The following is a 21,170-nucleotide window of genomic DNA, read 5'->3' on the forward strand; positions in this document are numbered from 1 at the left end:
ACCCGACCAGTCGGGTGCGTCAAGGCCCCCATAGCCCAATTGGCAGAGGCAACGGACTTAAAATCCGTCAAGTGTCGGTTCGAGTCCGACTGGGGGCACCAAGTAATCCGCCTGCACAACGAATCGAAAAACCCCGCTCGTCCTCATGCGGACGGGCGGGGTTTTTCGTGGAGCAACGACTGGTTGTCGGGGCTACTGAGCCCAGACGGTCGTCCCTGCAGGAGCATTCAGCGTGTTGACGAGATCGATACCGGCCACGACTGCCGCGCCGCCGCCGCCGAGGATCGTTCCGGCGACACCGCCGATGCCGGCTCCTGTCGCGAGACCACCCAAGCACAGTGCCGCAGCGACGGGGAGACCGACGATGGTCAAGCCCAGCGGAGCGCCGACAGCGCACCCGATTCCGGCGCCGACGATGGTGCCAAGCAGACTGCCAACCTGAGTGCCGAGACCGAGCTGGCTCTGGAAGTGTGCGATTGCTCGATCATTTTCCTCGGGCGAGGCGACGGGCGTCCATTCCTTTGCCGCAGGCGCACTCTCGGGCCGAGGGGTGGCCTTCGCCGAATCGGTGATCGGTGTCAGCGTGAGGGTCTTACCGTCTTCGCTGATCGCACGATCGAAGGGAAACTGCAGATCTCCGAGGTTGTATGCGAGAGGCAGGGAAACCAGGTCGGCTCCCTTGCTGTCCTGCAAGACAACGGACTTGCCGTCGCCGGAGACCTTGAACAGCCCGGCGTCGATGGTGGTGACGATCGACTTGTCGACGACCTTCGCTTCGTAGTTCACGTCGGTAGACGGATCAGCCGATGCGATCCCTGTTGATGCTCCGACTGCAGCGACCGCCAGAGCAGTCACAGCCGCTTTCTTGAAGAAACCCATAGTTCATACCCCGTGTTCGCCTGCGTGTACTCGCAGAAACTCGACAACTTCGGACATTGGTAAACCCCCGACAAAGCCTTCGTATTAAAGCAGACCGAAGTGACGGAAGGGATAGTTGCGCTCGGGCCGACCGGAAGCTGCCGGTGTAGTCGAATGTGCCGTTTGCAGTACCAGGTTATCGAACATGTGTGCGAAAATGTGGGGGTGCGGTTGACCGAGCGATCCCCGGACCGCTGCCCGAATGGGCACCGGCTCACGGCGAATACGTGCCTTGTCGGCTGGGAGGTCTGCGGGTGTGCCTCGACGGAGAATGGCGGACACAGGACGCATTACTGCAGGCGATGTGGTGAAACTGTCCGGACGCCGGAGTGTGTCGGCGTGGATCCGCAGAAAAGTCGGTGGGGTTGAAGTGCTGTTACGTTGTGTTTCAAAGAGATTCGGGAGAGCCTCACCCGGCGGATCGGCGCCGGGTGAGGCTGGTGGATCAGGTAGGCGGCGCGACGGGTGTGTCGCTGCTTCCTCCCGAGCTCCCGCTCGATGAGCCGGTGCCGAACAGTAGACCGAAGAAGCCGGAGATTGCGCCGAAGAAATCGAACATGGGCGAGCCTTTCGCGAGGACGAATGCGGTCACGACAAGTGGCCGACTTGCGGTGGTGTTCAGAGAAGTTCCGTCGACACTGACGGCGAAGGCGTCGGACGAAGGCCGACTGCCGGATGAAATGTACGATTCGTCCCGGTTCGATACAAGTCTTCCCCGGGTAACAGTTACTTGAGGCTTAAATTACCGGGGGTGCCCTGCCTGCTTGGGTGGGGCAACCAGGCAGGGCAGTGGTTGGCCGTCCCTCTCAATACCGACCTACGGCGAACCATTGGCGTTGAAGGTACCCACACTTCGTGATGCGCGCCACTTACGTACCAGTACCTTCGTTAGCCGAGGTCAGTGGTGGCGACGACGGAAGTCGCCGACGTCCCCGCGGGGACGTGGTTCATGGAGAAATCGCGGTCCCGGTCAGGGTTGACGACGCTCGCCAGTAAGAGCATTGCGGCGACGAAAAGAATCCCCGCGGCGAGGTAGGCGATTCTCACGGGCAGGCGAGGGCGGCGATCTGAATTCGTGGACATTCACGTTCTCCATCAGTGCAGTGGTGAACGTTTAATTTAACAATCAACTAGTACGAGCGCGGCGAACAGTGACGCAAGATACGAAAAGACCCTCGATCTCGGGGGAAATCGAGGGCCTTTCCGGTCGAACGTCGGCGTCGCCAAGCACATAGCGTCACCGACCCACTATCGGTGTCGAGCGTGACCCCTCATGTCCGACCCCACTTCTCGACACTATCCAGTAATTTGCGACATTGGGGACGATTCGGACTTTGTCCATCGGATGGGGGACGCCCCGGCCGCGACACCTACTTTCGTCCGGCTGCCCATTTCATTCCCCAGTTGTATGCCCGATCGAGATCGGACTGACTACCGTTGATGTACCGCACCTCGCGGGTAACCGTCACGCCCTGACCTGAACTTTGGATGAGCGCGATCGCGCACAGTCGCTCCTGGTTACTGGCGGAGTCGAGTCGCACTTCCACCTCAGGTCCGTTGGTGGGATACAGGGTGACTACGCCGTCCACGGCCGCCCAGTTGGGGGCCCCGTCGTAGATCATCGCGAAGATGAGGATTCGCCGGAAAGCGCTGGGGTCACCGAGATTGACGTGCATGTTCTCGCCGCCGGTGTTCGCGCCACTGCGGTCGTCACCGTCGAGCGAAATGTACGGCGGGGAAGTCAGTGAACCGAAACTGTTGCCCAAGGCCTGGACTACTCCTTTGGACCCGTCGGCGAGTTCGTAGAGGCATCCGAGATCCAGGTCGACCGCGCCGGAGCCTGCGCCGGCGAGCTTGGCGAGGAAACCGGTCTTCTTCGGTGGCGCTCCCTGTGACCAGTTGAGGTTCACGCGCATATTGCCTTGTCGTTCACCCGCCTTCGCGAGGTTGACCGTCGGCGCTGATTTGGTGAGCGTGATCTTGCTCAGGCTGACCGGTGCCTGCGACGGTGTGGACTCGCCGGAACGTCGGGTGTAGTCGATTGCCATCGTGATAGTCCTTGTCTGAACTCGAATGAGTCCGATCGTGTTACCCGTCGAGGAATCTCCACCGACGTGATCGGCGATCTCCGGCCATTGTCCCTCATGTCCGGATTTCAACCCGAGGACGCGCAACTCGCTGCGCCAACCACCGCGCAGACCAGCAGTTTGCTGATTACTGTGTCTATGGGCGGACCTCGCTCCGAAACAGGTCGGACGTACTGGTTGACACGGCAGTGTCCATTTACGGGAGAATTGCTCAGTCGGACGTCCGACTCAATTTTCGAGTGGGAGAGGGAGGGTAAGTGATGTCGGTCCTCTCTCGTCTGCAACCGCACCCGAGAGAAAGACTGACACCTGCGCAACGCGATGACGTAACGCGTGAACAGATGGCCGTCACCTTCGGCGTGCTGCCATGGGCTGCAGCTGTCCACCTCGTCGTCACACTTGGGTTGGCGCTGTTTGTGATTCCACCGGACAGCGGGCTGTTGCCGCGCCTGTGGCCGATCCTTTCCGCGGTGATCGGGTTGGTGGGTATGTTCGTCGGACTCGCTATCCGCTTCGAACTGATCGCACCGACGTACCGGATGTCGTACGTGTTTCTCATCGTCGAATTCGCCGTCGTCGGGATCCTGTATTCCTCGCTTGCACTGGTCCTCTACCCGATCCTGGACGATTCCGGCGATCTGATCCTGATAGCGGTCACCACATCCATCACCGGGGCCGGAGCCGTGGCCACCGCGATGTTGCGGGTGGTGGGGCTCACCTGGGTGCTGTCCAATCTCGTCATCCTCGGGGTGGCATTTTGGCTTCAACCTGGACCCGAGTTCGAACGAATACTTATTGGAATGATCGCCTACGGAGCCGCTCTGATCGGCGGCACGATAGTGGTCTCGGGCAATCTGGAATCGCGTTACCGAGCTGAGCTGAGCGCAGCGTCGGAACGATCGGTCGTGCAGATGCTTCTCGAAGATTTCGAAGGCAACGCCGGGGACTTCGTGTGGGAGACGGACCAGAAAGGCAAGTTCAATCGAATCCCGACTCGGCTCGCGGTCGAAGCGGGGCTGGACTCCACCGAGCTGCAAGGAACGGCGTGGCAGGACCTGTTCATGGAGTTGGGCACGTTGCGGATCCCGGGCGGAATCGATGCGCTCATGGAGTTGCAGCAAGCCCGTCACACGAAAACTGCATTCGTCGACGTCCTCGTTCCTGTCCGAGTGCACGGAGAAATCCGGTGGTGGCAGGTGTCCGGACGGCCGCGACCCGGCCGCACACCCGACGAGTTCGTCTGGCGAGGAGTCGGTTCCGACGTCACCGAAGTGAAACTGCAGAGCGACGAAATCGTGCGGATGGGTCGGGTCGACGCACTCACCGGAATGCCGAATCGGCACAGCTTCTGGACCGAGCTGGAACGACTGCTGCGCGATCCGTACACAAGCGAGAGCGGCCTCGCATTAGCCATGCTCGACCTCGACAACTTCAAATCGGTCAACGACACACTGGGACACACCGTTGGCGACGCGGTTCTGCGGGAGGTCGCGGATCGCCTGTCCGAAGCCGGAGGGGTGTCACAGTTGTTCGCGCGCTTGGGCGGAGACGAGTTCGCGATTCTATTCACCGATGTGGGTGACAGTTCGTACGTGCGAACTCTGCTCGGCCGCTACATCGAAGCTCTCCATGAGCCGATCACAGTGGCAGGCACGCGGTTGGAGATCGGGTGCAGCATCGGGTACTACCGCCCTGACGCTCTCCCGGCCTCCGCCGACGAGTTGATGGGCGCAGCAGACTTGGCGTTGTTCGCCGCGAAGGAATCCGGGCGTGGCGCTGTACGCGAGTATCGAGACTCGATGAAGTCCGTGGCAGATCGGCGCGCCCGCCTCCTCGAGGATCTGGGGAACACCGTGTCCGACAAGGACCTCGAACTCGAGATGCTGCCCCGGATCGACGTCGTCTCCCGCGAGATCGTGGCTGTGGAGGTGCGTGTGATCTGGCACAACGCGCGGCTCGGGGCTGTGACGTCCGCAGAATTCATGAGTGTCGCCGACGACACCGGTTTGGCGTACTCGCTCGGGACAACAGTTTTCGAGCTGGCCTGCGCGGCGGCGTCACGCCTACCCGATCACTTGCGGGTAGCAGTCGCGGTATCGACGCGTCAGCTCGAATCGGATTCCTTCGTCGACTCGATAGGGGATTCGCTTCGACGATCAGGTGCCAGTGCCGACCAACTCGAACTCCAACTCAACGAATCCTCGGCCATCACCGACGAGTCCAGGGCCGCGTTGCACGCCATCGCGGAAATGGGAGTATCACTGACGGTGGACGAGTTCGGCGCCGGATTCTCCTCCCTTGCATCACTGTCCGGGCTTCCGTTCACGAGAGTCCGGATCGAACGCTCCATCTCCGGTGCGGCGCCCGGCGGCCGGCCGATTCTCGAAGCTGTCGTGGATCTGGTCGGCGCACTGGGAATGGAAGTCGTCGTCTCGGGAGTGGAGAGTGAGGAGGACCTGAAGTCCGTGGCCGCAGCAGGAGTGCGGACTGTCCAGGGATACGCCGCCGGCGGAGTCATGTCGGTCGACGAGGTTGCACTGGCGACAGCAGGCCATCATGGATGACCCGGCAGCACTCCGTAGGCGTCGTGTCGAGACGTCGGTGCGCAAGCTCGGTCGAAGCGGCTCGGAACAACACCTTTCGGATTACGATCGCCGTCGTCTACTCGATCGACGGCTGCGGTTCACCGCGCGGGTTCTTCCGTGGTCGTTTCTGACCGCAGCTGTTGCGTTGTCAGCGATCGTGGTGCTCCTACCGGTGGATGCCGGATGGTTCAGCTTCGCCTGGTCGAGTGTCATGCTGTTGTCGAGCGCCGGATTCAGTGTTTATTGGGTGCGACGCGCGCGTCTCGGCGTCTCCGAGTCGCAGACCACCGAATTGGTGGTGCTCACAGTCGAAATCGTTGTCTGGGGAGTGCTCCTGGCATGCTTGGCTCTCGTTCTCTTCCCGATGCTCGACCCTGGTGACGAATTGGTACTGAGCTCGACGTTGATCGGCGGGATCGCGGTCGGCGTATTTCCCACGATGATGTTTCGCGGAATCACTGTCGTCTGGATCAGCCTCGTCGGGGCCGGTCTGGCCGGAGCGTTTTGGACAGAACCGGGCACGTCGCGTTACGTACTGATCGGGGTGCTGGTCATCTTTCTGGGTTCGCTCTACAGCGGAACATTGCTGTTGGCCAACCTTTTCGAGAGACGGCTACGTGCCGAGCTCGTCGCCGAGGACGAACGAGATCTTGTGGAGTTGTTGCTCAACGATCTCGAAGACGGTGCTCAGGATTGGCTCTGGGAGACCGATTCGCGCGGTATCGCCAGTACCGTGTCGTATCGATTCGCCGAGCAGGTCGGTCTACCGGCAGCGAAGATCCGGGGCCGCACCATGCACGAGATTCTGATCGGGATCGGCGCATCCCGAACAGACGCGGGCAGGAAGTCCCTAGCTCTCCTCGCTGCGAATTTCGAAGCAGGGACGGCGTTTCGGGACCTCACACTGCAGGTCGTCGTACGGGGCGACACTCGCTGGTGGTCGATGTCAGGGCACCCCGGCAGCGGTGAGCGGTCGGACTACGGATGGCGCGGTGTCGGATCCGATATCACGCACTCCTATCACCAGCGTCAGAACATCTTGCGACTGGCGGAGGTCGATTCGCTGACCGGGCTCAGAAATCGGTACAGCTTCAACGCTCAACTGTCGTCGCGGCTTCGGGACGGGCGCAGAGTGTGGTTGGCGATCTTGGATCTGGACAACTTCAAGTCGATCAACGACCGGTTGGGCCATCACGTCGGAGACGACGTGCTTCGTGATGTAGCGAGCAGACTGCGCAGCGTTCTGCGATCGAACGAGATCTGTGGACGACTGGGGGGTGACGAGTTTGCCATCGCCTTCGACGACATCGCCTTCGACGACATCGGGAATGCAGACGAGGTGCAGGAGCGATTCCAAACAATTCTCGACGCATTCGAACGACCATTTTCACTGGTCGGCAATCAGATTCGCATTCGCGCGAGCCTGGGCTACGGCTCTATGCCCGACGACGCCGACAGCCTCGAAGACCTGGTGATTGTTGCCGACCTCGCGCTGTACCACGCAAAGGAGAGCGGTCGGAACCAGATCCGCGCCTTCGATGCGAGTTTGCGCGATCGTGCGACCGGTAGGGCCAGGGCACTGCTGGATCTTCGTCGTGCGCTGATCGACGAAGAGTTCGAGTTGGTCTATCAACCGCAGGTTTCAGCCGCGACGGGAGTTGTCGTCGGGTTCGAGGCTCTGCTGCGGTGGAACCATCCGACTTCAGGTCTCGTCTCGCCGGGAGACTTCATTTCGGTCGCCGAGGAAACTGGCTTGATCGTGCCAATTGGTGCAGGCGTTTTGCGGGCTGCCTGCACGGCGGCGACAACGTGGCCGGAGGACATTCGGGTTGCCGTCAATGTCTCTCAGGTTCAACTGCGTTCGAGTCGATACGTCGAATCGGTACGCCGGACACTGAACGAGGTGAAGCTCGATCCCAGCCGACTCGAGATCGAGGTGACCGAATCGCTGGTCATCGACGACGCGGACCGAGACGTATTGGTACAGCTGTCGGCGCTCGGAATCGCCATTGCGATGGACGACTTCGGCACAGGGTTCTCCTCGGTTGCCAGCTTGGCCCGCCTGCCACTCGATCGGTTGAAGATTGACCGGGCGTTCGTCGCACCACTGGACGCGGATCCCTCGAATTCGAGGTTCGCTGTCCTGCGAGCCGTCATCGCGATTGCCAAATCTCTCGGGCTCGACACCGTCGCCGAGGGTGTCGAGACGGAGCGGCAGCGCGCGATAGTGATCGAGTGTGGATGCGAAGTGATCCAGGGGTACCTGGAGGGAGTGCCGATACGAGCAGCCGAAATTCCGGACTACTTGAATCGGCGACTCGGCGGTTCCAGCAGGCGGGGTGCAGCGGCTACCACTGAGTGAGAACGTAGTGCCCGTTTTGCGAATCGATGTGTGACGGTACGCCGAAGTGATTCACATCGAACTGCAGAAGGGTGTCTTCGTGGAGGTCGGATCGGCGTACTCCCCAGGGCCGATGTTGGTGGGTAAGAAGGCAGTGGTCACAGGTGGCTCCCAGGGAATCGGAGCAGCGATAGCTCGGTCATTCGCATCGCATGGCGCGTCAGTTCTGGTTGTCGACGTGGCTCCGCTGAACGAGAGCGAATTCGACTCCGCTGCAGGTGGTTCGATCAACCATCTCGAGTACGACGTGCGGGCGCGGGAAGTCCCCGTCGCGTTGACCGAATTCGCGCCAGATGTCCTGGTGAACAATGTGGGGCATTTCCTGAATCCGCCGACAGCGTTCACCGGAACCGATCCGGGTTTCTGGTCCGAGGCGGGCAACATCAATTTCGATCACGTCGTGCGCCTGACCCATGCCCTGCTTCCCGGCATGATCGACCGCGGAACCGGTGGATCGATCGTGAACCTGACGACGGTGGAGGCGCATCGAGCGATCCCCGGCCACACCATGTACTCGGCATACAAAGCGGCGCTGACGCAGTTCACTCGGAGCCTGGGCGTCGAGATCGGTCGAACCGGAGTGCGCGTCAACGCCATTGCGCCGGATCTGATCGAGTCGGTACAGGTGCCGTATCGCAAGATCGTTTCTGCGGACGACTGGGACAAGTGGCCGGGGTGGGCGCCGTTGGGTGGACCAGGCCAGCCGGTCGACATTGCCGGTCCCGCACTGTTCCTGGCTTCCGACCTGTCGAGATACATCACCGGAACTGTCATCCACGTCGACGGCGGCTCGCACGCTGCCGGTGGTTGGTTCCCCACAGAAGAGGGCGGCTGGACCAACCGGCCCCGAAAGGCTTGACACATGACAACTTTCAGTCTGAACGTTCCCAATTTCGGCACCACTCTCGCGGAGGGCTCCTACGGCAAACTTGTCCAGGTCTGTCAGAGCGCGGAAGCCGCCGGCTTCGACCGGGTCCTCGTGACCGATCACGTGGTGATGGGCTCGGACAACTCGGCGTACACGTGGTCGGCGTTTCCCACCGAGCCTGACGCCAACTGGCTCGAACCGCTGACCGTGCTGGCTTTTGTTGCCGGACAGACACAAACGATTCGTCTGGGTACCGGAATCGTCATCGCCGCACTGCGCGGGGGAGCGGTACTGGCTAAAACTGCCGCGACACTCGACCTGCTCTCCGGCGGCCGCCTCGACCTGGGCGTCGGAACCGGTTGGCAGGAACGCGAATACGAAGCTGCCGGTATGGACTTCGGCAAACGAGGACCTCTGCTCGACGACGCTCTCGCGGCGTGCCGGGCCCTGTGGAGTTCGGCGCCCGCGAGCATCGACACTCCTCGACTGAAATTCGACGACGTGTACTGCGCGCCCCGGCCGTCCGCAGGAATCCCGATCTGGGTGTCGGGTTCGCTCTCCAAAGCAGTCGTACGACGCGTCGCAACCTGGGGCGACGGATGGATTCCGATCATGGGCGCCGTCGACGACGACCTACGTGTTGGGATCGACGTCATCGGCAAGGCAATGGCAGATCTCGGACGCGATCCGGCGGAACTGCAGATTCGGGGGCGATTGACCGTCGTTCGCGGGTCTGACGGCTCGATCGACCTCCTGGCAACGATGCTCGGCGCCGAACAGCTGCTCGAATCCGGAGCTACCGATGTGCTGGTCGCGCTGGCAGCGGTTGATCCCGACCCGGATGCGGCGATGGAGGAGTTCGGCGAACTGGTGGCGGCCTTCGCAAAGGTGACCCGCTGACCATCGCGTCGAGACGGTAGTTCTATCGTGCGAAGTGTTGTAGTGCAGCCTGATCGAGGAGAGAACACATGACCGAGAGCATCGTCGTGGATACGAGCCTGGAAGCCTTGCTCGATGCCCGGATCAGCTGCCGCGCCTACCAGGACCGCCAAGTGCCGCGTGAGGTGATCGAGGAGATCCTTCGGCTGGCGCAGAAGACGCCGTCGTGGTGCAACACGCAACCGTGGCAGGTTGCGATCACGGAAGGGGAGGGCACCGAACGATTCCGCGCCGGCCTCGGTGAGTACGTGATCGCCAACGCCCAGGAGTCGGACTTCGAGTTCCCACGCCAATACCAGGGCATCTACAAGTCGCGTCGGTTCGACTGCGCGATGGCGCTCTATTCGAGCGTCGGAATCGAGCACGGTGACCGCGCCGGGTCCGCGGCGCAGACGATGAAGAATTTCGAGCTCTTCGGCGCTCCCCACGTCGCGATCATCACCACCGACGAGGAATTGGGCACCTATGGAGCCGTCGACTGCGGGTTGTACGTGAACAGCTTCTTGCTCGCGGCCCAGAGTCTGGGTGTGGCCACCATTCCGCAGGCGGCACTCGCAGGCAGTTCCAAGTTCATTCACCAACACTTCGGCATCGACGACACCCGCAAGGTCGTCTGCGCTATCTCGTTCGGATACGCCGACACCGACCACCCGGTGAACGGATTCCGCACCGAACGCGAAACCGTCGACAACGTCGTGCAGTGGATGTCGAACTGACGGGGATGTCGAACTGATCGGGATGTCGAACTGATCGGGATGTCGAACTGATCACCTGCTGGTCCGGGGATTGAGTGTTGCGTAGTTCCACCTGAAAGACTGGTGGCATGTCCGACACACCCGAACTGTTCGATCGTCTGCGCCGATTCCCCGATGTCGAGGCACCCAATCTCTTTGCCGTCGATGCGGCCGATCGCCTGATCCTCGACGAGGCCGCCGACGCTCTGGCCGCCGCGCCGGCGGACTCCGTCGTCGTGATCGGCGATCACTACGGTGCGCTGACCGCCGGTGTTGCGCTCGTTCACGGAATTGCCGGCGTGCGGGTTCATCAGGATCCGCTCACCGGAGAACTGGCACTCGCGAACAATGCGCGCGAACTAGGTTTCAGTGACGCCTTCACCTCCCACGGACTGGACGAGGAGTTGCTCAGCGGCGCCCGCGTCGTGCTCATGCAATTGCCGCGTAGTCTCGCCGAACTCGCCGAGATCGCTCAACTGATCGCACTCCATGCCGACCCGGCAGTACGGGTCTTCGCCGGTGGGCGTGACAAGCACATCACCCCGGCGATGAACAAGGTTCTCGGCGAATCGTTTTCCGACGTCAGCGCCTCACGTGGGCGTCAGAAGTCGCGCGTACTCAAGGCGTCGGAACCCAAGGCCGATGTTGCGATCACGTTCCCGTTGACCGAACGCCTCGACGAGTTCGATCTCGACGTCGTTGCTCACGGCGCAGTGTTTGCCGGTGCGAGCCTGGACATCGGCACCCGGTTGCTCCTGGAGAACCTCGGCAAGATAGCGGTCGACCCGTTGAGCGATGTGATCGATCTGGGTTGTGGCAGCGGCATTCTCGCGACGGCGATCGCACGCAAGTTCCCGGACGTGCACGTGATCGCGACGGATCAGTCCTCGGCAGCCGTCGCTTCGGCACTGGCGACCGCGTCCGCAAACGGCGTCGGCGATCGGGTGAGCGGTCTGCGCGACGACGCGATGAGCTCGCTGCCCGACGCGAGCACGGATCTGGTTCTGTTGAACCCGCCGTTCCACGTCGGCGCGGCGGTTCACACCGGCGGAGCGCTCAAGATGTTCGAAGCCGCCGGTCGCGTCCTGCGCCCCGGCGGGGAGCTGTGGACTGTCCACAACGCGCATCTGGGTTATCGCGAACCGTTGAAAGCCGCGGTGGGTCCCAGTGAGGCGATGGCGAAGAACGCGAAGTTCATCGTGATGAAGTCGATCAAACCGTCCTAGTATCGAAAAGGGACGAGTATCGAAGAGTGTTGACCTTCCGGAAACGCGCCGGGAACTACAACGGATGCTTCGACGTTGTAAATTACGAGTGCTTTACTTTTAGTTAGGTACACGGACCGTGTCGGAAACTCGGATCCGTCCGGCGAACCCGCGACGCACCCGTCGTAGGCCACCACGATGAAGGGATGATCACGGTGCGCACCACCAGCAACCCGGTGTTCCGCAATCTGCCCAAGCAAGAGGGCAACGGATACGCCTCGTTCGGATCTGCGACGGCGGGCGCCTCGCAGGCAACCCAGCAGTTCGGTCAGCCGCAGTACGCTCCGGCTGAGCCGTACCAGACCGGTCCCACCTCGCGGGCCATGACGATCGACGACGTCGTCACCAAGACAGGCATCACGCTCGGTGTGCTGACCATCTCGGCATTGGTGTCGTACTTCCTGGTCAACAACAACGCCGACCTCGCAGCCCCGCTGGTCATCGGCGGCGGTCTCGTCGGCCTCGTTCTGGTTCTGGTCGCGACGTTCGGCCGCAAGATGGACAACCCGGCAATCGTGTTGGCGTACGCCGTCGCCGAGGGTCTGTTCCTCGGTGCGCTGTCGTTCATGTTCACCGATATTCAATTCGGTGGCGTCGGCGGATCTGCACTGATCGCGCAAGCAGTCCTCGGAACGTTCGGCGTGTTCTTCGGCATGCTGGTCGTTTACAAGACCGGTGCGATCCGTGTGACACCGCGTCTGACGCGAATGATCATCGGCGCATTGATCGGCGTTGTCGTTCTGGCGCTCGGTAACCTCGTCGCGAGCTTCTTCGTCGACGGCGGACTGGGGCTGCGTGACGGCGGTACGCTCGCCATCATCTTCAGCCTCGTCTGCATCGGCATCGCAGCCTTCAGCTTCCTGCTCGACTTCGACGCAGCTGATCAGCTGATCCGTGCACAGGCGCCGGAGAAGGCAGCCTGGGGCGTCGCATTCGGCCTCACCGTCACCTTGGTCTGGCTGTACGTCGAGATCCTGCGTCTGCTGAGCTACTTCAACAACGACTAGTTCTCGAGTCGTTCCGGAACACGAAGAAGGGCCCCGCGAGGGGCCCTTCTTTTGTCGTCTGTGGGCGGTTACGGTGCTTGGATGCCTAGCAACTGCTTGGTTTGGAACGAAGGGGAGCGAATGTCGACAAACACCTCTGAACCCGTCCTGGTCGCGGATGCCGGAGCAGTGCGGACGCTGACCTTCAACAATCCGAGCCGCCTGAACGCTTTCAACGCGGCCGGCTTTCGAGCGCTCACCAAGGCGCTCGACGACGCGGCGTCGGACGATGCCGTGGCCGTGGTGATCCTCGAGGGCGCGGGCAAGGCATTTTCCAGTGGTGTCGACCTACGCGCACTGGCCGAACCCGGCACGGACAATACCGACTTCGGCCACGCATTTGCGCCGCTGATCGTTGCGCTGGTGGAGTTTCCGAAGCCTTTGATCGCCGCGGTGCACGGCGCCGCCGTCGGCATCGGCCTGACCATGCTGCTCTATTGCGACGTCGTCTACGTTGCCGAGGACGCACGCTTGCGGGCACCGTTCACCTCGCTGGGCACGGCACCCGAAGCTGCCAGTAGTTGGTTGCTGCCCAAGGTGATCGGAACACAGCGCGCCGGCGAGCTGATCCTGTCGGCCCGGTGGCTCAGCGGCATCGAGGCGGCTGACTACGGCTTGGCGACCGCGGCCGTAGCTGCCGACGAGGTTCAGGCGCGCGCCCGCGAGAGTGCCGAGCAGATTGCCGCCAACGTCGGTCCGGCAGTCTTGGCCGCCAAACGACTGCTCCGTGAGGGTTGGGCAGAAGAGGCTCGCGCCGCCGTGCAGCGTGAGGACGATGCTGCGCGAGAGCTGATTCGCGAGTTGGGGAGTTTTGCTCAGAAGTTCACGACTACCTGAAACACCACAACATGAAAGCGGCCGCCCGGCAGAAGCCGGGCGGCCGCTTTCGACGTGCTCAGGGGATCAGCTGAGGCGCTCGATCACCATTGCCATGCCCTGTCCGCCGCCGACACACATGGTCTCGACGCCGAAGGTCTTGTCCTGCTCCTGCAGGTTGTTGATCAGGGTGTTGGTGATGCGGGCACCGGTCATACCGAAGGGGTGGCCCAGTGCGATCGCACCACCGGAGATGTTGAGTTTGTCTTCTTCGATACCCAGTTCGCGAGCGGATCCGAGGACCTGCACGGCGAATGCCTCGTTGATCTCGAACAGGTCGATGTCGGAGATCGACTTGCCGGCGATCTTCAGGGCGTTCTTGACGGCCTGAATCGGGCCGAGGCCCATGATCTCGGGGGACAGGCCCGAAACGCCGGTGGAGACGATGCGGGCGAGCGGGGTCAGGCCGAGTGCCTTTGCCTTGGTGTCGGACATGATCACCAGTGCGGCTGCGCCGTCGTTGAGCGGGCAGGCGTTGCCCGCTGTGACGGTGCCGTCGGGGCGGAAGACGGGCTTGAGGCCGCTGATGCCTTCGTAGGTGGTGCCGGCGCGGGGGCCGTCGTCCTTGGAGACGACGGTGCCGTCGGCGAGGGTGACGGGGGTGATCTCACGCTCGAAGAAGCCGCGAGCGATGGCTTCCTCGGCGCGGTTCTGGCTGCGAACTGCCCAGCGGTCCTGGTCTTCGCGGGTGATGCCGGTGGCGGAAGCGACGTTCTCCGCGGTCTGGCCCATGCCCAGGTACACGTCGGGGATCAGGCCCTCTTCGCGAGGATCGGTCCAGGCGACTCCACCTTCGGCGAGCTTGGCGCTACGGGCCTGCGCTGCGTCGAAGAGCGGGTTCTTGGTGTTGGGGAGGCCGTCGGCGTTGCCCGTGATGAAGCTGGAGACGGACTCGACGCCGGCGGAGATGAAGACGTCGCCCTCGCCTGCGCGGATGGCGTGCAGAGCCATGCGGGTGGTCTGCAGCGAGGAAGAACAGTAACGGTTGACCGTGACACCGGGGAGGAAGTCGTAGCCGAGCTGGACGGCGACGACGCGGGCGATGTTGAAGCCCGACTGACCGGCGGGCTGGCCGCAACCGAGCATGAGGTCGTCGATCTCGGTGGGGTCGAGCTCGGGGATCTTTGCCAACGCGGCGGCAACCATCTGAGTTGCGAGGTCATCCGGGCGGATGTCCTTGAGCGAACCCTTCATTGCGCGGCCGATGGGCGACCGTACTGCTGAGACGATTACTGCCTCGGGCATGAAAACTCCTTTTGTGTACTGCTCGGGGGCGGCTTGAAACGCCGTCGAGCAGGGCAAGTTGAATGCAGCTTCGACTTACAATTTACGTTGCCACTCCCAGATGGTGGTCACGCAGTCTCACTCAGTTGACGTCGTGGCGCTGACCTGCAGGTTTGGTGCGTCGTGCGAAGGCTTTCCATTGGGTTGCCGCCGCCGTCAGTCGGGCCGCGACGGTGCGAGCTTGCGCCGCCTCCGAGACGTGGGGGAGTTCAGGTAGCGGGCCACCCTGCCACTCGCCCAGAGCCGACGCGAGAACCGGGACGATCTGCTTCGCCGCGAGTTCGTATCCGGCCGCGGACGGGTGGAAACGGTCGGCCGAGAACATCGTGTCGGGCGAGGCCAGGAATTCCTTGGCCAGCAGGTCAGCTAGTGGAACGGGATGACCCCCCGCGTTTCTGGTCGCGGCCGCCTGGGCGAGTGCGAGGCGATGGCCCCATTCACGCACCACGGAGCGCAGCGGTTGCGGGATTGCCGTGACCACCCCCAGATCCGGGCAGGTGCCGACAACAACGACGGCGCCGCTCTCGCGGAGCCGTCGTACCGCGTCGCCGAGGCGTTTTGCCGAAGCATGAATTGCGTTCTTGGCCGTGACGTCGTTGGCGCCGATCAGGATCACGGCAGCATCCGGGGGAGGGCCGGCGACGAACATGGCGTCGACCTGCCCACTCAACCCGCGTGAGGTGGCGCCGCCGATAGCCTTGGTGCTCAAGCGGATTCGTTTCCCGGTTTCACTCGCGAGCTGCTTCGCGACCTGCACACCCGGAACTTCCGACGCCGTCAGAGCGCCGACGCCGGCCGCAGACGAATCGCCGAAGATCATCAAGTGGAGATCGAAGGGCACGGCCCGCCACCAGAGTTCCGGGTTGTCGGCGCCGGGTGCGTACACCCCGTCCGCCTCGGGTGGCTTGGCGATATTGCGACCGATCACCCCACGCGCCGCACCTGCCTGCGACATCAGATAGTTGTAGCCCAACCAGGAGAGCGTGCCTGCACTCGATCCGGCCACCACCGTGGCCACCGACGCTTTCAGTCCGGTTCGACTCACACTTGCCAATCTAGCCGGATTGCACCGCCTTCGCCCGACGTCCGCGCGCACCGTTTTCTTCTATCTGGGAACATGGACGAATGCGCATCGCGGAACACGTCGTCGACCTCATCGGCAACACCCCACTCGTCAAGCTCACGTCCGTCACGGGCGAAAACTTCGGCACGGTGGCAGCCAAGGTCGAATACCTCAACCCTGGCGGTAGCTCCAAGGACCGCATCGCCGTCAAGATGATCGACGCAGCCGAGGCTTCGGGTGAACTGAAGCCCGGCGGCACCATCGTCGAGCCGACTTCGGGCAACACCGGAATCGGCTTGGCACTCGTGGCGCAAAAGCGTGGATACAAGTGCGTTTTCGTCTGCCCCGACAAGGTCAGCGAAGACAAGCGCAACGTCCTGCGTGCCTACGGCGCCGAGGTGGTCGTGTGCCCCACGGCCGTCGCACCGGACAACCCGAACAGCTACTACAGCGTCTCCGACCGCCTCACCCGTGAGATCCCCGGCGCCTGGAAGCCCAACCAGTACTCCAACCCGGGCGGACCGGAGAGCCACTACGAGACCACCGGTCCCGAGATCTGGGCCGACACCGACGGCAAGATCACGCACTTCGTCGCGGGCGTCGGCACCGGCGGCACCATCACCGGCACCGGCCGCTACCTCAAGGAAGTTTCGGGCGGCAAGGTCAAGGTCATCGGCGCAGACCCCGAAGGCTCCGTCTACTCCGGCGGCACCGGTCGCCCGTACCTGGTCGAAGGCGTCGGCGAAGACTTCTGGCCGTCGGCATACGACCCGTCCATCCCGGACGAGATCATCGCCGTCTCGGACGCCGATTCCTTCGAGATGACGCGTCGCCTCGCCCGTGAAGAGGGACTGCTGGTCGGCGGTTCCTGCGGTATGGCCGTCGTCGCTGCCCTCGAAGTAGCCAAGCGCGAGGGCCCCGACGCCCTGATCGTCGTCCTCCTCCCGGACGGTGGCCGCGGCTACCTGTCCAAGATCTTCAACGATCAGTGGATGGCGTCGTACGGATTCCTGCGCACCCCACTCGACGGCAAGACCAACGTCCCCACCGTCGGCGACGTCCTGCGCGGCAAGTCGGGCGAGCTGCCCGATCTCGTTCACACCCACCCGTCGGAGACCCTGCGCGACGCGATCGAGATCCTGCGCGAGTACGGCGTGTCCCAGATGCCCGTCGTCGGTGCGGAACCGCCGGTCATGGCAGGCGAGGTCGCCGGAAGTGTGTCCGAGCGAGATCTGCTGAGCGCGGTGTTCGAAGGCCGTGCGCACCTTGCGGATTCCGTCGAGAAGCACATGAGCAAGCCGTTCCCGCTCATCGGTTCCGGCGAGCCGGTCTCGGCGGCCACGAAGGCGCTCGGTGACACCGACGCACTCATGGTGGTCGACGACGGCAAGCCGGTCGGTGTCATCACGCGCCACGATCTCCTGGGTTTCCTGAGTTCGGATTCCTGAGTTCGGATTCCTGCGCCGGCACCGGCGCCATTAGGCTGGGGACCATGAGTGAGCAACGCAGCAAGGCCGACAACATCAGCTGGCAGGGTTTCTCCACGAAAGCGGTGCATGCGGGTTACGAACCCGATCCGCTGACCGGTGCGGTCAACGTGCCGATCTACGCGAGTTCCACCTTCGCCCAAGACGGCGTCGGTGGAATGCGCAGTGGCTTCGAGTACGCGCGAACGGGTAACCCCACCCGTCGCCCACTCGAGGCGAACCTCGCCGCGCTCGAATCCGGAACCTACGGTCGAGCGTTCAGTTCGGGAATGGCGGCCACCGACTGCCTGCTCCGTTCGGTACTTCGACCCGGCGATCACCTGGTCATTCCCGACGACGCGTACGGCGGAACCTTCCGTCTCATCGACAAGGTCTTCACGCAGTGGGGGATCGAGTACACCCCGGCTCCGGTGTCCGACGTCGATGCGGTGCGCGCGGCGATGAAGTCCAACACCAAGCTGGTCTGGGTCGAGACCCCCACGAACCCGCTGCTCAACATCGGTGACATCGAGCTCCTCACCGAGGTCGCCCACGAAGGCAACGCAAAGATCGTGGTGGACAACACCTTCGCCTCGCCGTACCTGCAGCAGCCGTTGCAGCTCGGCGCCGACATCGCGCTGCACTCCACGACCAAGTACATCGGTGGACACTCCGACGTGGTCGGTGGCGCTCTCGTCTGCAACGACGAAGAACTGGACGCGGCCTTCGCGTTCCTGCAGAACGGATCGGGCGGCGTTCCCGGCCCGTTCGACGCGTTCTTGACGTTGCGCGGAATCAAGACTCTGGCGCTGCGCATGGAGCGTCACAGCGACAATGCGGAGAAGATCGTCGAATTGCTCGACGGTCACCCCGCTGTCGCCAGCGTCATTTACCCCGGCCTGGCTTCGCACCCGTCGCACAAGGTCGCGGCCAAGCAGATGCGACGCTTCGGCGGCATGATCTCCGTGCGTCTCAAGGGTGGCAAGGCGGCAGCTCTCGACCTGTGCTCACGCACCGAGATCTTCACGCTGGCAGAATCTCTCGGCGGAGTCGAATCCCTCATCGAGTTCCCCGGCGCGATGACCCACGCCTCGACGGCCGGTTCCGCTCTCGAGGTTCCCGACGATCTGGTTCGCCTGTCGGTCGGCATCGAAGACGCCTCCGATCTGGTCGGCGACATCGAGCAAGCGCTGTCCTGATCGTCGCTCTACGGTAATTCGACTTCGAATCTGCAGTGCGCCTTCACACCTCAAGAGGGTGTGGAGGCGCACTTTCTGGAGGCATGCGTGAATCTCGAACAGATAAAGGCTGCACAGCAACTGCTCGCCCCGGTCATGCGACGCACCCCGGTCGTGGCCTCGCGAGTGTTGTCCGAAACCACCGGCTTCGCCGTGAGCTTGAAATGTGAAAACCTGCAGCGCACCGGCTCTTTCAAACCGCGCGGTGCGTACAACCGCATTGCCAATCTTTCCGCAGAGGAACGGGCAGCGGGCGTGGTGGCGGCCAGTGCCGGTAACCATGCGCAGGGAGTTGCCTGGTCTGCAACAGAATTGGGAATCAAGTCGACCGTCTTCATGCCGACGGGTGCGCCGCTGCCGAAGTTGGTGGCCACCAAGGCATATGGGGCCCAGGTCCACCTGCACGGTTCGACTGTCGACGAAGCGCTCGTCGCCGCTCGCGAATTCGCGGATAGAACCGGAGCGGTCCTGGTCCACCCGTTCGACCACGAAGACGTCGTGGCGGGCCAGGGCACGGTGGGCCTGGAAATCCTCGAGCAACTCCCCGAGGTAGGCACGATCCTCGTTCCCACTGGCGGCGGTGGATTGATCGCCGGAGTGGCTGCAGCAGTCAAAGCTGTACGCCCGCAGGTGCGCATCGTCGGAGTGCAGGCCGAAACTGCGGCCGCCTGGCCGGCGTCGTTGGCGGCCGGGAAGCCGACGGCCTTGGCGTCGATGTCGACGATGGCGGACGGCATCGCCGTGGGCTGCCCTGGCGAAGTTCCGTTCGCCGAGGTTGCCGCACACGTTGACGCGGTGGTCACGGTCAGCGAGGAAGCGCTGTCCAAAGCGCTGCTGCTGTGCCTCGAACGCGCCAAATTGATTGTCGAACCGGCAGGCGTCGCGGCCGTTGCGGCGTTGATGACATGCTCGCCGGAGGAATTGGGCCTGACCGGGCCGGTATGCGCTGTGCTGTCCGGCGGCAACATCGATCCGCTGCTACTCACGCACGTCATCTCACACGGACTGCGGGCAGCCGGACGGTTCCTCGGCGTTCACATCACCATCGACGATCGGCCGGGTGCGCTGGTCTCGCTGCTCGAAGTGGTTCGGGCAAATGGTGCCAGCGTGGTCGACGTCATCCACTCCCGTACCGGTGGCGAACTTGCACTCGACGAAGTGGAGGTCTTCCTCACCGTCGAGACGCGTGGTCCGGACAACAAGGCGGAACTTCTGACGGCCTTCGACCGCGCCGGCTACGCAGTACGCCTGCAGAACTGACGCGTGTTACTCGTCAGGCCAGCCGCCCAGAACCGTCACGCGGAACTCCTGGTCGACCAGCCTGGCGGGTACGTCGAGTTGATGTAGCCAGTCGATGGCCGAACCGCCCATGCCGACCGCAACACGACTCAGTGCGGCGGCCTGGGCGCACGAAGATGCAATCACTGACACCGTCCGCCACATCGGCGTCGCCGTCGATTCGCGATGCAATGGTTTGACGGTGCTGGCCGTGGCGATGCCGCAGTCGGACGGGAGAGCTACCTGGCACGTCGGATCCCCCGGTAGGTCTTGAACCTGAATCTGCCAGCCGTCTTCCGGCGCCGCGCCGGCAACGGCGATGTCGCCGCCGAGGCCGACCAGCACTCCGCACCCGAGAAGCGTGGCAGTGGAGGCCGCGCAGTGGTCCGCCGAACTGGCGCGGGCAGTCGCGGACAGATCGAGAACGACGTCGTCCGGGCTGTACACACGGTTGTTCTCGACGCGAATCTTCCACCAGGAGTGAGGGTCTGCCGAGCCGGCTGTAGGCGTGAGTTTCCCGTCGGTCAATCGTGCGACAGCCAACGCGTCCTCGAGAAAGTGCGCGAACATGGGTGTGACGGCGACGCCTTCGACGTTGCTTGCGGCGCTGACGTAGGTCCGAATCTCGGAGTCGGCACGATCTCGATTGGTGGCGGCGTCGGCAGCGGTGAGGTACCCGCGAACCAGGCTGGCCGCGGAGGGTAGGACTTCAGGGTCGGTGACGACGACCCGAGCCTGCACACCCCAGGTGAGCCACTCGGACGCCGAGCGCGGAGTGCTCACGAACCGTTGGAGACGGCGTCCGGGGTTCCGAATCCGGCGACCACGACGGGCCGCTTCGCTACGGGATTCTTGGTGTGAGAAGCCGAGGTGTCCGGCGCGAGCGCCGTGGCCGTAGGAGAAGAAACGAGAGAAAGTCCGCCGCTTGCGAGTGCTCCCGCCACAGCCGTGGCTGCGAGGGCGAGGCGAACGGGTCGATACACCGTAGTGCGTCCCCGGGCGGGTCGTGGCCGATCGTCGCTCATGCACTCAGCTTGCACGCCGAACCTGAGAAAAGCCTTGGCGTCTGTAGTCATTTGCGTAACGCCCACCGAGATAAATGAGACATTGGTTACAGGAGTC

General features: G+C 63.1%; 18 protein-coding genes and 1 tRNA gene. 12 read left to right on the plus strand and 7 right to left on the minus strand.

Annotated elements, in window-relative coordinates; genetic code table 11:
* Nucleotides 1–24 precede the first annotated feature (24 nt).
* A tRNA-Leu gene (locus ACFQ6Y_RS11910) sits at nt 25–101 on the plus strand.
* A 91-nt stretch (nt 102–192) separates the two neighbouring features.
* Here the strand turns inward: ACFQ6Y_RS11910 and ACFQ6Y_RS11915 are convergent.
* The 3 genes from ACFQ6Y_RS11915 to ACFQ6Y_RS11925 form a co-directional block, all read right to left on the minus strand.
* Nucleotides 193–879: an ammonium transporter gene (locus tag ACFQ6Y_RS11915; RefSeq protein ID WP_214885212.1), complete on the minus strand. Its 687-nt coding sequence runs from the start codon at nt 877–879 to the stop codon at nt 193–195.
* Nucleotides 880–1,806: 927 nt separating this feature from the next.
* Nucleotides 1,807–2,001, minus strand: a complete 195-nt coding sequence (locus ACFQ6Y_RS11920) for a hypothetical protein (RefSeq protein ID WP_378539510.1) — start codon at nt 1,999–2,001, stop codon at nt 1,807–1,809.
* A gap of 287 nt (nt 2,002–2,288) precedes the next feature.
* On the minus strand, nt 2,289–2,966 hold the full coding sequence (locus ACFQ6Y_RS11925; protein ID WP_378632353.1) for a tellurium resistance protein: 678 nt from the start codon (nt 2,964–2,966) through the stop codon (nt 2,289–2,291).
* Between the two features lie 380 nt (nt 2,967–3,346).
* On the opposite strand from ACFQ6Y_RS11925, the gene ACFQ6Y_RS11930 reads away from it, so the two are divergent.
* The 8 genes from ACFQ6Y_RS11930 to ACFQ6Y_RS11965 all read left to right on the plus strand — a co-directional run bounded on the left by ACFQ6Y_RS11930 (nt 3,347) and on the right by ACFQ6Y_RS11965 (nt 13,680).
* Complete coding sequence (locus ACFQ6Y_RS11930; protein ID WP_378632356.1) at nt 3,347–5,569, plus strand: putative bifunctional diguanylate cyclase/phosphodiesterase; 2,223 nt, start codon at nt 3,347–3,349, stop codon at nt 5,567–5,569.
* Complete coding sequence (locus tag ACFQ6Y_RS11935; RefSeq protein WP_378632360.1) at nt 5,562–7,952, plus strand: putative bifunctional diguanylate cyclase/phosphodiesterase; 2,391 nt, start codon at nt 5,562–5,564, stop codon at nt 7,950–7,952. The genes ACFQ6Y_RS11930 and ACFQ6Y_RS11935 overlap by 8 nt, the downstream gene beginning before the upstream one ends.
* Before the next feature lie 46 nt (nt 7,953–7,998).
* Nucleotides 7,999–8,850, plus strand: coding sequence for an SDR family NAD(P)-dependent oxidoreductase (locus ACFQ6Y_RS11940; RefSeq protein WP_378539514.1), 852 nt, complete (start codon nt 7,999–8,001; stop codon nt 8,848–8,850).
* Nucleotides 8,851–8,853: 3 nt separating this feature from the next.
* Nucleotides 8,854–9,759, plus strand: coding sequence for a TIGR03619 family F420-dependent LLM class oxidoreductase (locus tag ACFQ6Y_RS11945; RefSeq protein WP_378632362.1), 906 nt, complete (start codon nt 8,854–8,856; stop codon nt 9,757–9,759).
* A gap of 68 nt (nt 9,760–9,827) precedes the next feature.
* On the plus strand, nt 9,828–10,514 hold the full coding sequence (locus ACFQ6Y_RS11950; protein WP_378632365.1) for a nitroreductase: 687 nt from the start codon (nt 9,828–9,830) through the stop codon (nt 10,512–10,514).
* A gap of 107 nt (nt 10,515–10,621) precedes the next feature.
* The gene (locus ACFQ6Y_RS11955) at nt 10,622–11,758 is read left to right on the plus strand and encodes a class I SAM-dependent methyltransferase (RefSeq protein WP_378632368.1); all 1,137 of its coding nucleotides are present in this window, start codon (nt 10,622–10,624) and stop codon (nt 11,756–11,758) included.
* 194 nt (nt 11,759–11,952) lie between these two features.
* On the plus strand, nt 11,953–12,804 hold the full coding sequence (locus ACFQ6Y_RS11960) for a Bax inhibitor-1/YccA family protein (RefSeq protein WP_007728810.1): 852 nt from the start codon (nt 11,953–11,955) through the stop codon (nt 12,802–12,804).
* 120 nt (nt 12,805–12,924) lie between these two features.
* Nucleotides 12,925–13,680 (plus strand): enoyl-CoA hydratase/isomerase family protein, encoded by a 756-nt coding sequence (locus tag ACFQ6Y_RS11965; protein ID WP_378632371.1) that lies wholly within the window; start codon nt 12,925–12,927, stop codon nt 13,678–13,680.
* Between the two features lie 66 nt (nt 13,681–13,746).
* Here the strand turns inward: ACFQ6Y_RS11965 and ACFQ6Y_RS11970 are convergent, their stop codons facing one another.
* Nucleotides 13,747–14,964 (minus strand): acetyl-CoA C-acetyltransferase, encoded by a 1,218-nt coding sequence (locus tag ACFQ6Y_RS11970; protein ID WP_019744600.1) that lies wholly within the window; start codon nt 14,962–14,964, stop codon nt 13,747–13,749.
* A 121-nt stretch (nt 14,965–15,085) separates the two neighbouring features.
* The gene (locus ACFQ6Y_RS11975) at nt 15,086–16,048 is read right to left on the minus strand and encodes an SGNH/GDSL hydrolase family protein (protein ID WP_378450101.1); all 963 of its coding nucleotides are present in this window, start codon (nt 16,046–16,048) and stop codon (nt 15,086–15,088) included.
* Nucleotides 16,049–16,128: 80 nt separating this feature from the next.
* Here ACFQ6Y_RS11975 and ACFQ6Y_RS11980 point away from each other — a divergent pair, with 80 nt between their 5' ends.
* The 3 genes from ACFQ6Y_RS11980 (at nt 16,129) to ilvA (ending at nt 20,030) form a co-directional block, all read left to right on the plus strand.
* The gene (locus tag ACFQ6Y_RS11980) at nt 16,129–17,514 is read left to right on the plus strand and encodes a cystathionine beta-synthase (protein ID WP_003943292.1); all 1,386 of its coding nucleotides are present in this window, start codon (nt 16,129–16,131) and stop codon (nt 17,512–17,514) included.
* A gap of 44 nt (nt 17,515–17,558) precedes the next feature.
* Nucleotides 17,559–18,731, plus strand: a complete 1,173-nt coding sequence (locus tag ACFQ6Y_RS11985) for a cystathionine gamma-synthase (RefSeq protein WP_378539521.1) — start codon at nt 17,559–17,561, stop codon at nt 18,729–18,731.
* Between the two features lie 135 nt (nt 18,732–18,866).
* Entirely contained in the window at nt 18,867–20,030 is a 1,164-nt protein-coding gene (gene ilvA / locus ACFQ6Y_RS11990; protein WP_223257899.1) for a threonine ammonia-lyase, read from the plus strand.
* Nucleotides 20,031–20,036: 6 nt separating this feature from the next.
* Here the strand turns inward: ilvA and ACFQ6Y_RS11995 are convergent, their stop codons facing one another.
* Nucleotides 20,037–20,831: an FAD:protein FMN transferase gene (locus ACFQ6Y_RS11995; RefSeq protein ID WP_378550321.1), complete on the minus strand. Its 795-nt coding sequence runs from the start codon at nt 20,829–20,831 to the stop codon at nt 20,037–20,039.
* The gene (locus tag ACFQ6Y_RS12000; protein WP_153211881.1) at nt 20,828–21,073 is read right to left on the minus strand and encodes a hypothetical protein; all 246 of its coding nucleotides are present in this window, start codon (nt 21,071–21,073) and stop codon (nt 20,828–20,830) included. Before ACFQ6Y_RS12000 ends, ACFQ6Y_RS11995 begins: the two co-directional genes overlap by 4 nt.
* Nucleotides 21,074–21,170: the final 97 nt, after the last annotated feature.

The sequence above is a fragment of the Rhodococcus sp. NPDC056516 genome (genome assembly GCF_042794655.1).
Lineage (GTDB): Bacteria > Actinomycetota > Actinomycetes > Mycobacteriales > Mycobacteriaceae > Rhodococcus_F.

Coding starts and splice junctions, on each gene's coding strand:
- ACFQ6Y_RS11945 (WP_378632362.1), top strand. CDS start 8,854: ATGACAACTTTCAGTCTGAACGTTCCCAATTTCGGCACCACTCTCGCG.
- ACFQ6Y_RS11935 (WP_378632360.1), top strand. CDS start 5,562: ATGGATGACCCGGCAGCACTCCGTAGGCGTCGTGTCGAGACGTCGGTG.
- ACFQ6Y_RS11915 (WP_214885212.1), bottom strand. CDS start 879: ATGGGTTTCTTCAAGAAAGCGGCTGTGACTGCTCTGGCGGTCGCTGCA.
- ACFQ6Y_RS11985 (WP_378539521.1), top strand. CDS start 17,559: ATGAGTGAGCAACGCAGCAAGGCCGACAACATCAGCTGGCAGGGTTTC.
- ACFQ6Y_RS11955 (WP_378632368.1), top strand. CDS start 10,622: ATGTCCGACACACCCGAACTGTTCGATCGTCTGCGCCGATTCCCCGAT.
- ACFQ6Y_RS11920 (WP_378539510.1), bottom strand. CDS start 2,001: ATGTCCACGAATTCAGATCGCCGCCCTCGCCTGCCCGTGAGAATCGCC.
- ACFQ6Y_RS11950 (WP_378632365.1), top strand. CDS start 9,828: ATGACCGAGAGCATCGTCGTGGATACGAGCCTGGAAGCCTTGCTCGAT.
- ACFQ6Y_RS11980 (WP_003943292.1), top strand. CDS start 16,129: ATGCGCATCGCGGAACACGTCGTCGACCTCATCGGCAACACCCCACTC.
- ACFQ6Y_RS11925 (WP_378632353.1), bottom strand. CDS start 2,966: ATGGCAATCGACTACACCCGACGTTCCGGCGAGTCCACACCGTCGCAG.
- ACFQ6Y_RS11930 (WP_378632356.1), top strand. CDS start 3,347: ATGGCCGTCACCTTCGGCGTGCTGCCATGGGCTGCAGCTGTCCACCTC.
- ACFQ6Y_RS11965 (WP_378632371.1), top strand. CDS start 12,925: ATGTCGACAAACACCTCTGAACCCGTCCTGGTCGCGGATGCCGGAGCA.
- ACFQ6Y_RS12000 (WP_153211881.1), bottom strand. CDS start 21,073: ATGAGCGACGATCGGCCACGACCCGCCCGGGGACGCACTACGGTGTAT.
- ilvA (WP_223257899.1), top strand. CDS start 18,867: ATGCGACGCACCCCGGTCGTGGCCTCGCGAGTGTTGTCCGAAACCACC.
- ACFQ6Y_RS11970 (WP_019744600.1), bottom strand. CDS start 14,964: ATGCCCGAGGCAGTAATCGTCTCAGCAGTACGGTCGCCCATCGGCCGC.